We start from the raw sequence: 12,512 nt of genomic DNA on the forward strand, positions 1-12,512 counted from the left end.
GCACGCCGGCCGCGCGGGCTTCCGCGAGAAGCTGCGGACGCTCGGCTACGAGCTGGGTCAGAACGCGCTCAATGAGGCGTTCCAGCGCTTCAAGGACCTGGCCGACAAGAAGAAGCACGTATTCGACGACGACATCGTGGCCCTGGTCGACGACGCCCTGGCCTCGGGCTCCGACCGCATCCAGGTGAAGACCCTGCGGGTGATCGCCGGCACCGAGGGGCCGCAGGAGGCTTTCCTGACCGTCACCATCGACGGGGCGGAGACCTCGGCCAACGCCACCGGCGACGGCCCGGTCGACGCGGTGTTCAACGCCATCCACAAGGTCGCCCCGCACGAGGCCATCCTGCGGCTGTTCCAGGTGCATGCGGTGACCGAGGGAACTGACGCCCAGGCGCAGGTCTCGGTACGGCTGGAAGAGGACGGGCGGATCGCCACCGGCCAGGCCGCCGACACCGACACGCTGACGGCGTCGGCCAAGGCCTACGTCAACGCGCTCAACAACCTGACGGCGCGCAAGGAAAAGTCCGCGCCCAAGGCGATCGCCTCGGGGTTTTAGCCGCCCACACCCTCAATTTGTGCGATGCTCTGGATCTTCCTCACGGTCGCGGCCGCACCGCTGCAGGTGGCGCGCAACGTGCTGCAGCGGGGACTGGTGGGTGACGCGGGTCCCTGGGGCGCGACCCTGGTCCGCTTCCTGTTCGGCCTGCCGTTCTCCCTGCTGATCTTCGCTGGCGTGGCCCTGGCGACGCCGGCGGCCGACCCGCACCTTTCCCCCCGATTCCTGGTGGCGGTCGCCGCCGGGGCGGTCAGCCAGGTCGCGGCGACGGCGGCCCTGCTGATGGCCATGCGCAGCTCGGGCTTCGCGGTGGCGACCTTCATGCAGCAATCCTCGCTGCCGCTGGGCGCGCTGATCGGCTATTTCGCGTTTGGCGATCGGCTGAGCGCCGTCCAGTGGGCGGGGCTTGCGATCACGACGCTGGCGCTGCTGTCCCTGTCCTGGCCCACCCGGGCGCGCGCGGCCGGCGTCGCTGCGGGCTCGCTCTATGGCCTGGCTTCGGGGCTCTCGTTCGCCGTGGCGTTGAACGGCTATCGCCAGGCGGGGCTGGCGCTTGAGCCGGCGCATCCGATCTACTCCGCCATGGCCGCGCTCTGCGTCGCCCAGGCGCTGCAGTCGCTGGTGATGGTGCTGCTGCTGGGGGTGATCCGGCCCGACGCCCTGCGTGCGGTCGGCGCGTCGTGGCGGACATCGCTGGGCGCGGGCGTGTTCGGCACGGCGGCCTCGGCCTGCTGGTTCTCCGCCCTGGCGCTTGCCCCCGCGGGCCAGGTGCGCGCCGTCGGTGTCATCGAGGGCCCCCTCGCCGCGGCGGTCGGGCGGCGCCTGTTTCGCGAACGGCTGACGGTTCGCCAGATGCTGGGCGGCGCGCTGGCGGCGGCCGGCGTGATGATGACCGCCCTCGGCTGAGCGTTCATGTTTGCCGCGGGGCGTCGTAGCGGACTAAACCGGGCCATGGCCGCCTCCGATCTGCTCAATGCCGCCCTGTCGTTGCGCCGCGGCGAGGGGCCGCGCGTCGGCGCCGAACGGATCGCGCTGCTGCGGGCGCTGGGCGAACTCGGCTCGATTCGCGCGGCGGCCCAGCACGTCGGCCTAAGCTACAAGGCCGCCTGGGACGCCGTGCAGGCGCTGAACAACCTCTTCGAGACCCCGCTGGTCACCGCTCAGGCCGGTGGCCACCAGGGCGGCGCGGCGCAGCTGACCGCATCAGGTCGCTCGGTGATCGCCGCCTTCGAGCGCGTCGAGGCGGAACTGGGCGCGGTCATGGGCCGCCTTGAGCGGGGTCTGGGCGCCGCCGCCGACGGTCGCCATTCGCCGGGCGAGGTCGGCGGTCTGATCTGGAGCCTCGGCCTGCGGACCAGCGCGCGCAACGCCCTGCGTGGAACCGTCACCCGCGTCACCGACGGCGCCGTCAACGCCGAGGTCGGCCTGGCTGTCGCCTCTGGCGTCGGGATCACCGCCATCGTCACCCGCGACAGCGTCGCCGCACTGGGCCTGTCGGTCGGCCGCCCGGCCATCGCCCTGATCAAATCCAGTTTCGTGATTCTGGCCCGCGGTGACGGGATCGTGACCTCGGCCCGGAACCAGGTCGACGGCGTCGTCGCCGCGCGACACGACGGCGCCGTCTCCAGCGAGATCACGCTGCGCATCGCTGAGGGCAAGACCCTGACCGCCACCGTCACGCGGGCCAGCGCCGAGGCAATGGCCCTCGCCGAGGGCGCGCCCGTCACGGCCCTGATCAAGGCCTCGCACGTCATCCTGGCGGTGGAGTAGGCGCGGGTTGTCGCCGGGCCGACGACGGTCACCGGCGCCGCGACGTCGCACCCGGCTCTTTATGCCTTGAATTCGACCGGAGGGCAGGGCAGGGATGCCCAAGTCACCCGGTAACTCGAAACGACGCGTCGCGAGCTTCAGCGCAGGCGGGGCTGTTTCGACCTTTTCGGCGGGACCGCCCCTTCTTCCAGCCCCCAGTCTTCAGGGCCCTCCATGATCTCTTCGCTCTTCGGCGCCATCTCCAACGACATCGCCATCGACCTCGGCACCGCCAACACCCTGATCTACATGAAGGGCAAGGGGATCGTGCTGAATGAGCCTTCAGTGGTGGCGCTGCGCAACGTCGGCGGCCGCAAGATCGTCCACGCCGTCGGCATAGAGGCCAAGCAGATGCTGGGCCGCACCCCCGGCCACATGGAAGCCATCCGGCCCATGCGCGATGGGGTCATCGCCGACTTCGAGGTCGCCGAGGAGATGATCAAGTACTTCATCCGCAAGGTTCACAACCGCAAGGGCTTTGTGAATCCCAAGGTCATCGTCTGCGTGCCGTCCGGAGCGACCGCCGTGGAGCGGCGCGCGATCAACGACAGCTGCCTGAACGCCGGCGGCCGGCGCGTGGGCCTGATCGATGAGCCCATGGCCGCGGCGATCGGCGCGGGCCTGCCGATCCACGAACCCACCGGCTCGATGGTCGTCGATATCGGCGGCGGCACCACCGAGGTGGCCGTGCTGTCTTTGTCGGGCATCGTCTATTCGCGCTCGGTCCGGGTCGGAGGCGACAAGATGGACGAGGCGATCATTTCCTACATGCGCCGCAACCATAACCTGCTGATCGGCGAGACCACCGCCGAGCGGATCAAGAAGGAGATCGGCACGGCTCGCGCGCCGGCCGACGGCGAGGGCCTGTCCATCGAGGTCAAGGGTCGGGACCTGATGCAGGGCGTGCCGCGCGAAGTGCGGATCAGCGAGAAGCAGGCGTCGGACGCGCTTTCCGAACCGGTCGGCCAGATCGTCGATGCGGTAAAGATGGCGCTGGAAGCCACCCCGCCGGAGCTGGCCTCCGACATCGCCGACAAGGGCATCATGCTGACCGGCGGTGGGGCCCTGCTGCGCGGTCTTGACGCCGAGATCCGCGACCACACCGGCCTGCCGGTGACCGTGGCCGACGACCCGCTGAGCTGCGTCGCGCTGGGCTGCGGCAAGGTGCTCGAACATCCGAAATGGATGAAGGGCGTGCTGGAATCCACGCTAGCCTAGGCGGGATTTGAGTCGCCGCGCGGTGGGGGCCGTCGCGACATCGCTGGAACGAGGCCCAAGTGTCCTTCAGGGACAATCCGCTCGGTGAACTGAAGGTCCCGCTGACCTGGGCGGCGGCGATCGCGTTGATCGTCGCCATCGTCGCGGCCGCGGCCATACTGGTGTCGGACCGTCGCGAGACGTTCAAGGCGGAAGCCTATGGCGCGACGCGCCGCGCCAGCGACACGGTGCTGGCGCCGGTGGGCGACGCGCTGGCGACGCCGGGACGCTGGTTGGGCGATGGCGTCGACGTGGTGCGCGGCTATTTCGGCGCTGTCGCGGAGAACAACGACCTGCGGCGCCAGCTCAAGGACATGCGCCAGTGGCGCGACGTCGCCATCGCCCTGAAGGATGAGAACGAGCGCTACCGCACGGTCCTGGGGCTGAAGACCGACCCGCCGATCCCCATGGTGGCCGCCCGCATCGTCAGCGACAGCCGAGGCCCCTTCGCCGACACCCGCCTGGCCAACGCCGGCAAGGAAAAGGGGGTCAAGCCCGGCAATCCGGTGATGAGCGAGAACGGGCTTGTCGGCCGGGTGATCGGCGTGACCACAGGGGCCAGCCGGGTGCTGCTGCTGACCGACATCGCTTCGCGCACGCCGGTGATGATCGACCGCACCAACGCGCGCGCGATCCTGACCGGGGATGGCGGACCCAATCCCCGGCTCGACTATCTGCGCGGCCGCGATCCGATCCGCGAAGGCGACCGGCTGCTGACCTCCGGCGATGGCGGGGTGTTGCCGCGCGGCCTGCCGGTCGGGACGGCCGTGAAGGGCCTGGACGGGCGTTGGCGCGCGGTGCTGGCCTCCGACCGCGCGGCCATCGACTTCGTGCGTATCCTGCTGTTCGAGGACTTCACCCAGGTGCTGAACCAGCGGGAGTTGAACCTGATGCCGCCGCCGCCGCCGACCCTGGGCGCCCAGGCCCTGGCCGCTACCCCGCCGGGCGCCGCTGCGCCTGGTCCGGCGGTCAAGCCAGCCCCCGGACCGGCCAAGATCGCGCCGGCGCCAGATGCGGCGCCGCGATGAGCGCCGCGCGACCGCTTCAGCCCTGGCGCTGGCTGGGCGTGCCGATGCTGCAGGCCGTGGCCGCCACGCTGCTGTTCGGCCTGCCCCTTCGCGCGTTCGGCCTGCAGCTTCCCGAGCCGATCTTTCCGATGGCCGCGGTCTTCGCCTGGGCGGTGATCCGCCCCTCGGTGCTGGCGCCCTTCGGGGTGCTGGCCATGGGCCTGTTCCTCGACCTCTACTGGGGCGGGCCGCTGGGCCTTTGGGCGCTCTGCCTGCTGATCGCCTATGGCGCGGCGCTGGCCGGGCGCAGCATGGTGGCCGGGCAGAACCGGGCGATCCTGTGGGGCTGGTATGGGGTGGTCACCGCCACGGCCATGGTGGCGGGCTATCTGTTCGCCATGCTGGATTCCAAGTCGGCGCCCGGCCTGGTCCCGGTGGCCTGGCAATTCCTGGCCACAATCGTGCTCTATCCCTTCGCCGAGCGGCTGATCGAGCTCTTCGAAGACGCCGACGTGCGGTTCCGGTAGGGACGGGAAATGTCTGAGCCGTCCATCTTCTTCGCCGAGGTCAACGAGCGGCAGGGGGTTTTTCACCGCCGCGCGTTCCTGCTGGGCGGGTTCGTGGGCGTCGGCGTGCTGGCGCTGGGCGGACGGCTGGCGCATCTGCAGCTGATCGAGACGCAGCGCTACGAAAAGCTGTCGGCCTCCAACCAGTTCAACTTCAAGATGACGCCGCCCCCGCGCGGCCTGATCGTCGATCGCAACGGCGTGGTGCTGGCCTCCAACCGCCCGAACTTCCGGCTAATGGTCGCCAAGGACAAGGGGATCGATCCGCAGTCGACGCTGAAGACCCTGGCCGAGTTCGTGCCGCTGGACGACGCCCGCCAGACCCGCCTGCTGCGGGAGATATCCAACGCGCCGCGCAAGTCCCCCGTGCAGATCATGGAGGACATGAGCTGGGAGCAGTTCAGCGCCATCAATATCCGCGCGCCGGAACTGCCCGGCGTCACCGCCGACATGGGCGAGGTGCGGGTCTATCCCTATGGCGGGGCCTTCGCCCACGTGATCGGCTATGTGGCCAAGGTCAACCGCTCGGACCTTACGACGACCGGCCCCAACGCCGATCCGATACTCTTGAACCCCGGCTTCCGGATCGGCCGGCAGGGCGTCGAGCAGGCCTTCGACCTGGTCCTGCGCGGCAAGCCCGGCGCCCAGAAGGTCGAGGTCGACGCCAGTGGCCACGAGGTCTCCACCGACCCGGCCGGCGACATCAAGGCGATCCCCGGCAAGGAGATCGTGCTCACGCTGGACGCCGACATCCAGAACCGCGCCATGGAGGTGTTCGGCGACCAGTCCGGCGCCGCGGTGATGATGGACTGTCGCAACGGCGACATCCTGTGCCTGTTCTCCGGCCCAAGCTTCGACGCCAACCGCTTCGTTCGCGGGTTGACGGGTGCGGAGTACGCGGCGCTGGCCCAGTACGAGCGCAAGCCGTTGTTCAACAAGGCGCTGACCGCCACCTATCCGCCCGGCTCGACCTTCAAGACCATCGTGGCGCTGGCGGCGCTGGAGAACGGCTACGACCCCAGGACCGTGCATGTCTGCAACCGAGCCTGGGCCTGGGGCGGCAGGGTCTGGCATTGCGACAAGGCCCATGGGGCGCTGGACCTGACCGGCGGGATCGCCCATTCCTGCGACATCTATTTCTACCAGTGCGCTCTGACCCTGGGACCCGACAAGATCGCCAAGGTGGCGCGCGAGTTCGGGCTGGGCGAGATCTTCGACATCGGCATCCCCGGTCAGAAACCGGGACTGGTGCCCGATACCGCCTACAAGCGCCGCGCGTTCAAGAAGGACCCGGTCTGGCATCCCGGCGAGACGCCCAGCATGGGCATCGGCCAGGGCTATACCCACCTCAATCCCCTGCAGCTGTGCGTGCAGGCCGCGCGTCTGGCGAACGGGCGCAAGGCGCTGCACCCGCGGTTGATCCGCTCCATTGGCGGGGTCGCCCAGCCGTCAGGCGCGGCCTTCGGCGATCTGCCCTTCGCCCGCCAGAACATAGACTTCGTTCGCGCCGCGATGGCCGCGGTGACCACGGTCGGCACCGCCGCCGGCCTCGGCGACATGGGGCTGGGCGACATCAAGATGGCCGGCAAGTCCGGGACCGCCCAGGCGTTCAACTATTCCACGGGCCATGGGGTCCATGGCACGCAAGGGGAGTGGAAATACCGCGACCACGCTTGGTTCATCGCGTTCGCGCCCTATGACGACCCGCGCTATGCGGTCAGCGTGCTGGTCGAGCATGGCGGATTCGGCGCGGGCGCCGCGGCGCCGCGGGCTCGCGAGATCCTGCGGGTGGCCCTGCTGAAGGACCCGGAAATCCGCGCCCGGGTGGAAAAGCCGCTGCCGATCCCCGAACCGCCGCCGGTCAGCAGCGATCCCGACGTGGTCGATCCGCCGACGCCCGACCCCGCCCAGCAGGTTCCCGCCCAATGACCGTCTCGGCCCTGACACGTCCCGGCGAGCGCGACCGGCTGATCGTCAAGATCGGGGAGATCGACTGGATCTTCTGCCTGACCCTGTGCCTCATCGCCGGCGCGGGGGCGGTGATGCTGTTCTCCATCGCCGGGTCCTCCTGGACCCCGTGGGCGGCGGCGCACCTGATGCGGTTCGCGCTGTTCTTCGCGATCATGATCGTGCTCAGCCTGATCGATCTGCGGGTCTGGTTCGCCCTGGCCTATCCGATCTACGGGATGGGCTTCCTGCTGCTGATCGCCGTCGATCTGGTGGGGCACCACGCCCTGGGCGCGCAGCGGTGGCTGCAGGCCGGACCGGTCACCATCCAGCCGTCGGAGATCATGAAGATCGGCCTGGTGCTGGCGCTGGGTCGTTTCTACCACGGCCTGTCCGGCAAGAGCGCCCAGCTCTCCTGGTGGCTGCTGATCCCGGCGATCCTGATCGTGGCCCCGGTGGCGCTGGTCGCCAAGGAGCCGGACCTGGGCACCGCCATCCTGATGCTGCTCACCGGCGCGGTGATGGTGGTGCTGGCCGGCCTCTCCTGGCGGGTCATCGCCGCGGGCGTCGTCGGCGCGACCGTCATGGCGCCCCTGGTCTATTTCTTCGCCATGCACGACTACCAGCGGCAGCGGATCACCACCTTCCTCAATCCCGAGGCCGATCCGTCCGGCGCCGGCTATCACACCCTGCAGTCGAGCATCGCCATCGGCTCCGGCGGCCTCTTGGGCAAGGGCTATGGGCTGGGCTCGCAGAGCCAGCTGAACTTCCTGCCCGAGAAACAGACCGACTTCATCTTCGCCACCCTGGCCGAGGAGTTCGGCTTCGTCGGCTGCGCCGCGATCCTAGTGCTCTACGCCGCGGTGATCTTCATGGCGCTGCGGACCGCCTATCTGAGCCACAGCCATTTCGGCCGGCTGGCGGCGGCCGGGGTGACCGCCACCTTCGCCCTCTATGTGCTGATCAATGGCTCGATGGTGATGGGCCTGGCGCCGGTGGTGGGGGTGCCGATGCCGCTGCTCTCCTACGGCGGGACGGTGATGCTGACCGTGATGGTGGGCTTCGGCCTGGTGATGGCCGTCCGCGTCCATCGCTATTCCGAAGTCACCAGCGGCAAGGGCTCGCTGCTGTAGGCGCCGCTCCCACCTCGGCGCACCCTCCCGGAACCGGGAGGTTGCTCCGTTGGCGTCGTTCGGGCCGGATGCGCGCCCTTAGTGGCTTCATCGTCAGGACATTCGAATGCGTAAGATTTCCCGGTTGGCCTCCGTCGCCATGGCTCTGGCGCTCAGCGCCGGCGCGGCGAGCGCCGCCGATCTCATTCCCTATCCGGCCGCCGGCGCCTACAACGCCACGACCTATGCGTTTACCGCGACCACCACGGGCGACCTCACCGCCGCCATCGTCGGGGGCTTCAGCGCCGGCTACACCAACGAGCTCGGCGTGCTGGTGAACGGCGTGGCGCAGGGGGGGTTCGGACTGAACAACCACACCTCCGTACTGGGCGACACCTACAACTTCGGGCCGGTCACCGCCGGTGACAGCCTGATCTTCGTGCTGCACAACCTGTCGCGCGGGCTCGACGCCTTTTCGCTGGCGTCGATGAACCTCGCCTATGACAGCGTCGGCTATGCCGGGGGTCACAACCACGTCTATTCGACCGCCTACACCGCCACGCCCGCGCTCGGCGGCGTGGCGCCTGGCGTCTATGTCGGTTTCGAGGACCTGGCCTTCCCCGGCTCGGATTACAACTACACCGACGAGAGCTTCGTCTTCCGCAACATCACGCGCACCCCGGCCGGGGTGCCGGAGCCGGCAACCTGGGCGATGCTGGTGATGGGCCTTGGGCTGGTGGGCGCGGGCCTGCGCGCTCGCCGCCCGGCGACCGCCGCGGCCTGAGACAACCTGGTGAACGCCGCCGGCGCGTCAGCCGGCGGCGTCACTTGAAACGATTGAACCAGGCCAGGATCGCGCTGGCCTTGGCCGCCGATTGCGAGGGCCGCTCGGCCAGGCCGTGGTGCGAGGCGCCGGGCACGCGGATCAGCGCCGTGGGCACGCCACGCAGCTGCAGGGCGGCGAAATACTGTTCGGCCTCCGAGGGCGGGGTGCGGTGGTCGTCCTCGCCAACCACCACGAGGGTCGGGGTCTTTACATTGCCCACCAGCGACAGCGGCGAGCGCGCCCAATAGCCTTGCGGATCCTCCCACGGCATCTTGCCGAACCAGTAGGCGGCCATGAAATTGTAGCCGTCGGTGGTCAGCACCTCGCTGGTCCAGTTGATCACCGGCTTCTGGGTGGCCGCGGCCTTGAAGCGGTCGGTCTTGCCCACGATCCAGGCGGTCAGCGCCCCGCCGCCGGACCCGCCGGTCACATAGAGACGCCGCGGATCGACGAAGCCCTTGGCGATGGCGGTGTCCACCATGCTCATCAGGTCGTCGTAGTCGTGGCTGGGATAATTTCGATCAATCTGATTGGCGAAGGCTTCGCCGTAGGACGTCGAGCCGCGCGGATTGCCATAGACCACCACATAGCCGGCGGCGGCATATTGCTGGACGTCGGTGGAGAACACCGGGCCGTAAGCCGCGAACGGGCCGCCGTGGATTTCCAGGATCAGCGGGTATTTCTTCGTCGGGTCGAAGCCCGGCGGTGTGGCGATCCAGGCGTCGATGGGCGTCTTGTCGTAGGCCGAGACCACCGGCATCGCCTCGACCCTGGCGAGGGTCTTGCCGGCTAAGAGGTCGTCGTTGAGGTGGGTCAGGCGCTGGGTCCTGCCGCCGCGCGCGACCGCGATGTCGGCCGGCGACGCGGCGTCGCCGATGGTGAAGGCCACGAGGCCGCCCTTGCCGACCGAAAAGTCGCCGCCGGTGTAGGGCCGGTCGAGGTCGGCGGGGACCAGGCCGCTGGCCACCGTCTCCAGCTTTCCGTCCAGCCCGATACGGGCGACCTTGCCGACGCCGCGTTCGGTGTAGGGGGCGTAGAGGCTCTTGCCGTCCGCCGCCCAGCTGGGCGCGCCGACGCTGTTGTCGAATCCGGCCGTGATCGCGCGATTGTTCCGGCCGTCGCGGTCCATGACGTAGAGGCGGACGTTTTCGTAGCCGCGGTGGCGCGTGTCGTCGAAGCCGACATAGGCGATCTTCGAGCCGTCGGGGGAGACGGCGGGCGCCTGGTCGGGGCCGATGCGGCTGGTCAACCGGGTCAGGGCGCCGTCGGCCAGGGCGGCTGCGTAGATCTCGCTCTCCTGCGGATCGCGCTCCCAGTTGGCGGCGCGGTTGGTGGCGAACAGCACGGCCTTCCCGTCCGGGGTGAAGCTGATCGGGCCGGCGTCATCGAACCGGCCGAAGGTCAGCTGGCGCGGCGCGCCGCCGTCGGCCGAGACCGCGAACAGGTGGCGGTAGCCGGGCTTGAGGTAGCCTGCGCCGTCTGCGCGATAGGTCAGCTGTTCGATGACTTTCAACGGCGCGGCCCACTTGGCGCCCTCGGGCCGGGCCAGGGGCTGGCCCAGCGGCTTGCCGTCATCGAGCGTCAGCATGATGAACACCAGCGTCTTGCCGTCCGGCGACCAGGCGATGTCGTTGGGCGCCTGCTCCAGCGTCGTCACCCGGGCCGAGCGCCCCGCGGCCATCCAGCGGACGTAGAGCTGCGCGCCCCCGGGGCCGGCGGTCACATAGGCCAGCCGGGTCCCGTCCGGCGACCAGCGCGGCGTGACGTTGGCGGCCTCGTCGACCACCAGCGGCGTCTGCGCGCCGGTCTGCGCATCGACCAGCCAGATCGACGGCCGGCCGTTGTCGATCATGATCTCCTGGGTGGTCCGCACATAGGCGATCGCCCCGCCATCGGGCCGCACCTGCGGGTCGGACGCGGTGCGCAGGCCGAAGATGTCGCGGCCCTGGAAGACCTTCGAGGGTCCCTCGGCGACCTGGGACGACGCGGGCGCCGCGCCGGCCAGGGCGAGCGCGCAGACGAGCAAGGCAAGACGCATGGAAGCTCCCCAAAACGAATGTCGCCTAGAAAGGCCGCGCCGGGGGGTTTGTCCAGCGCCGCCAGGGCGGCTACACCGCCCGCATGGCCGAAGCGTTCAACGACAAGATCCTGCCCGCCGCCAAGGCCGCGCGCTATGCCGAGGTGGGCCGAGAGATCGCCGCGGTGTTGGCGGGCGAGCCGAACCTCACCGCGCGGATGGCCACCGTGGCCGCGATGCTGGCCGCCAGTTTCGACCACTATCTGTGGACCGGCTTCTATGTGGTCGATCCGGACAAGCGCGAGGAACTGGTGGTCGGCCCCTATCAGGGGACGCTGGGCTGCCTGCGCATCGCGTTTGGCCAGGGGGTGTGCGGGACCGCCGCGCGCAGCCGCCAGACCCAGGTGGTCGAGGACGTCGAAGCCTTCCCCGGCCACATCGCCTGCGACAGCCGTTCGGTCAGCGAGATCGTCGTGCCTGTGGTCGACGCAGAGGGCCGCCTGATCGCCGTCTTCGACGTGGACTCCGACCGCCCCGCCGCCTTCGACGCGACCGACCGCGAGGGCCTGGAGCGGATCCTGCAGGACAGCTTCGCGGATTAGATAGGCAGGAACGCAAGCAAGGCGCTCCCCGCCTTGGCTAGGGGTACGTGCTTGATCTGCGACCGGAGAGCCCTGGTGAACCCTATCAGGAACACCGGGGCCCTTAGCCCTGAAGGTCAGTGCCGGATCGGAGAACCATCACGTCTAGGTCGCCAGCGTCGCAAGACGGCGACGATTGCGGATCAGCGCCCCGACCCCGCTGAAGCCCAGGATCATCAGCGCCCAGCTGGCGGGCTCCGGCACTCCAGGGCCCACCGGCACGGCGATCGGTCCGACGTTGAACGTATCTTTGCCGACCGCCGGGCCGTTGTTCTTCACGGCGTGGGAGGTGTAGCCGTCAAATCGCGTGGTCCGAAATTTCGACAGCGCGGTCAGCGTGAAGTCGGTTTCCGGGAAGGGTCCGCCGCTTATCCGATAAGGCGCCCCGATCCAGGTGAGCATCAGGTTGATAATCGTCGGATCGTCGGTGAACGCCGGGTCGGTGAGCAATCCGGCGGTGAACAGCTCCGTGCCGGCCGCGAAATTCGGATCGGACGACGTCACGCTGCCGGGAATGTATCCGGCGAAATCGAAGATCGCGCTCTTCGAGCCGCTGACCAGACCCTGGTCGCTGTCGAGCGTAAACTTGTATGTATAGAGAAAGTTTCCGGCGGAGGGCGTCACACTTACCAACGTCGGCGTTACATTGGCGTGCGCCGCACCTGTTAAGGCCAAGGCTAAGCTTGTTGCTCCGGCCAGTAAGAACTTCTTCACGGCGGAATCTCCCAGATCCAGAAAGCCCACCCATGAAAAAGCTAAAACCTACCCCCCCCC

The 12,512-nt window shown here is 69.1% G+C and carries 12 protein-coding genes; 10 read left to right on the forward strand and 2 right to left on the reverse strand.

Features of this window, described 5'->3' with window-relative positions:
- The 9 genes from RMN86_RS13885 to RMN86_RS13925 all read left to right on the forward strand — a co-directional run.
- The coding region (locus tag RMN86_RS13885; RefSeq protein WP_309606448.1) for an alpha-isopropylmalate synthase regulatory domain-containing protein at positions 1-556 on the forward strand (556 nt) is incomplete at its 5' end.
- Between the two features lie 24 nt (positions 557-580).
- Complete coding sequence (locus tag RMN86_RS13890) at positions 581-1,462, forward strand: DMT family transporter (protein ID WP_309606449.1); 882 nt, start codon at positions 581-583, stop codon at positions 1,460-1,462.
- Positions 1,463-1,507: 45 nt separating this feature from the next.
- Positions 1,508-2,326, forward strand: coding sequence for a TOBE domain-containing protein (locus RMN86_RS13895; protein ID WP_309606450.1), 819 nt, complete (start codon positions 1,508-1,510; stop codon positions 2,324-2,326).
- Positions 2,327-2,539: 213 nt separating this feature from the next.
- The gene (locus tag RMN86_RS13900) at positions 2,540-3,583 is read left to right on the forward strand and encodes a rod shape-determining protein (RefSeq protein WP_309606451.1); all 1,044 of its coding nucleotides are present in this window, start codon (positions 2,540-2,542) and stop codon (positions 3,581-3,583) included.
- Between the two features lie 59 nt (positions 3,584-3,642).
- On the forward strand, positions 3,643-4,650 hold the full coding sequence (gene mreC, locus RMN86_RS13905) for a rod shape-determining protein MreC (protein ID WP_309606452.1): 1,008 nt from the start codon (positions 3,643-3,645) through the stop codon (positions 4,648-4,650).
- Positions 4,647-5,156, forward strand: coding sequence for a hypothetical protein (locus RMN86_RS13910; RefSeq protein WP_309606453.1), 510 nt, complete (start codon positions 4,647-4,649; stop codon positions 5,154-5,156). The genes mreC and RMN86_RS13910 overlap by 4 nt, the downstream gene beginning before the upstream one ends.
- 9 nt (positions 5,157-5,165) lie before the next feature.
- Positions 5,166-7,124, forward strand: coding sequence for a penicillin-binding protein 2 (mrdA, locus tag RMN86_RS13915; protein WP_309606454.1), 1,959 nt, complete (start codon positions 5,166-5,168; stop codon positions 7,122-7,124).
- Positions 7,121-8,275 (forward strand): rod shape-determining protein RodA, encoded by a 1,155-nt coding sequence (rodA, locus tag RMN86_RS13920; protein WP_309606455.1) that lies wholly within the window; start codon positions 7,121-7,123, stop codon positions 8,273-8,275. Before mrdA ends, rodA begins: the two co-directional genes overlap by 4 nt.
- A gap of 106 nt (positions 8,276-8,381) precedes the next feature.
- On the forward strand, positions 8,382-9,038 hold the full coding sequence (locus tag RMN86_RS13925; protein ID WP_309606456.1) for a PEPxxWA-CTERM sorting domain-containing protein: 657 nt from the start codon (positions 8,382-8,384) through the stop codon (positions 9,036-9,038).
- 40 nt (positions 9,039-9,078) lie between these two features.
- On the opposite strand, the gene RMN86_RS13930 is transcribed toward RMN86_RS13925, so the two are convergent.
- Positions 9,079-11,118 (reverse strand): S9 family peptidase, encoded by a 2,040-nt coding sequence (locus RMN86_RS13930; RefSeq protein WP_309606457.1) that lies wholly within the window; start codon positions 11,116-11,118, stop codon positions 9,079-9,081.
- Positions 11,119-11,201: 83 nt separating this feature from the next.
- Here RMN86_RS13930 and RMN86_RS13935 point away from each other — a divergent pair, with 83 nt between their 5' ends.
- Positions 11,202-11,699, forward strand: coding sequence for a GAF domain-containing protein (locus RMN86_RS13935; protein WP_309606458.1), 498 nt, complete (start codon positions 11,202-11,204; stop codon positions 11,697-11,699).
- Between the two features lie 144 nt (positions 11,700-11,843).
- Here RMN86_RS13935 and RMN86_RS13940 read toward each other — a convergent pair whose 3' ends face one another.
- A complete protein-coding gene (locus RMN86_RS13940; RefSeq protein WP_309606459.1) occupies positions 11,844-12,482 on the reverse strand; it encodes a PEPxxWA-CTERM sorting domain-containing protein in 639 nt (212 codons plus the stop codon).
- Between the last annotated feature and the right edge of the window lie 30 nt (positions 12,483-12,512).

Source organism: Phenylobacterium sp. (genome assembly GCF_031360265.1).
GTDB lineage: Bacteria > Pseudomonadota > Alphaproteobacteria > Caulobacterales > Caulobacteraceae > Phenylobacterium.

Excerpts from the sequence above, each read along its gene's own strand:
- RMN86_RS13930 (WP_309606457.1), bottom strand. The coding sequence starts at position 11,118 with ATGCGTCTTGCCTTGCTCGTCTGCGCGCTCGCCCTGGCCGGCGCGGCG.
- mrdA (WP_309606454.1), top strand. The coding sequence starts at position 5,166 with ATGTCTGAGCCGTCCATCTTCTTCGCCGAGGTCAACGAGCGGCAGGGG.
- RMN86_RS13935 (WP_309606458.1), top strand. The coding sequence starts at position 11,202 with ATGGCCGAAGCGTTCAACGACAAGATCCTGCCCGCCGCCAAGGCCGCG.
- RMN86_RS13910 (WP_309606453.1), top strand. The coding sequence starts at position 4,647 with ATGAGCGCCGCGCGACCGCTTCAGCCCTGGCGCTGGCTGGGCGTGCCG.
- RMN86_RS13925 (WP_309606456.1), top strand. The coding sequence starts at position 8,382 with ATGCGTAAGATTTCCCGGTTGGCCTCCGTCGCCATGGCTCTGGCGCTC.
- RMN86_RS13895 (WP_309606450.1), top strand. The coding sequence starts at position 1,508 with ATGGCCGCCTCCGATCTGCTCAATGCCGCCCTGTCGTTGCGCCGCGGC.
- RMN86_RS13900 (WP_309606451.1), top strand. The coding sequence starts at position 2,540 with ATGATCTCTTCGCTCTTCGGCGCCATCTCCAACGACATCGCCATCGAC.
- RMN86_RS13890 (WP_309606449.1), top strand. The coding sequence starts at position 581 with ATGCTCTGGATCTTCCTCACGGTCGCGGCCGCACCGCTGCAGGTGGCG.
- rodA (WP_309606455.1), top strand. The coding sequence starts at position 7,121 with ATGACCGTCTCGGCCCTGACACGTCCCGGCGAGCGCGACCGGCTGATC.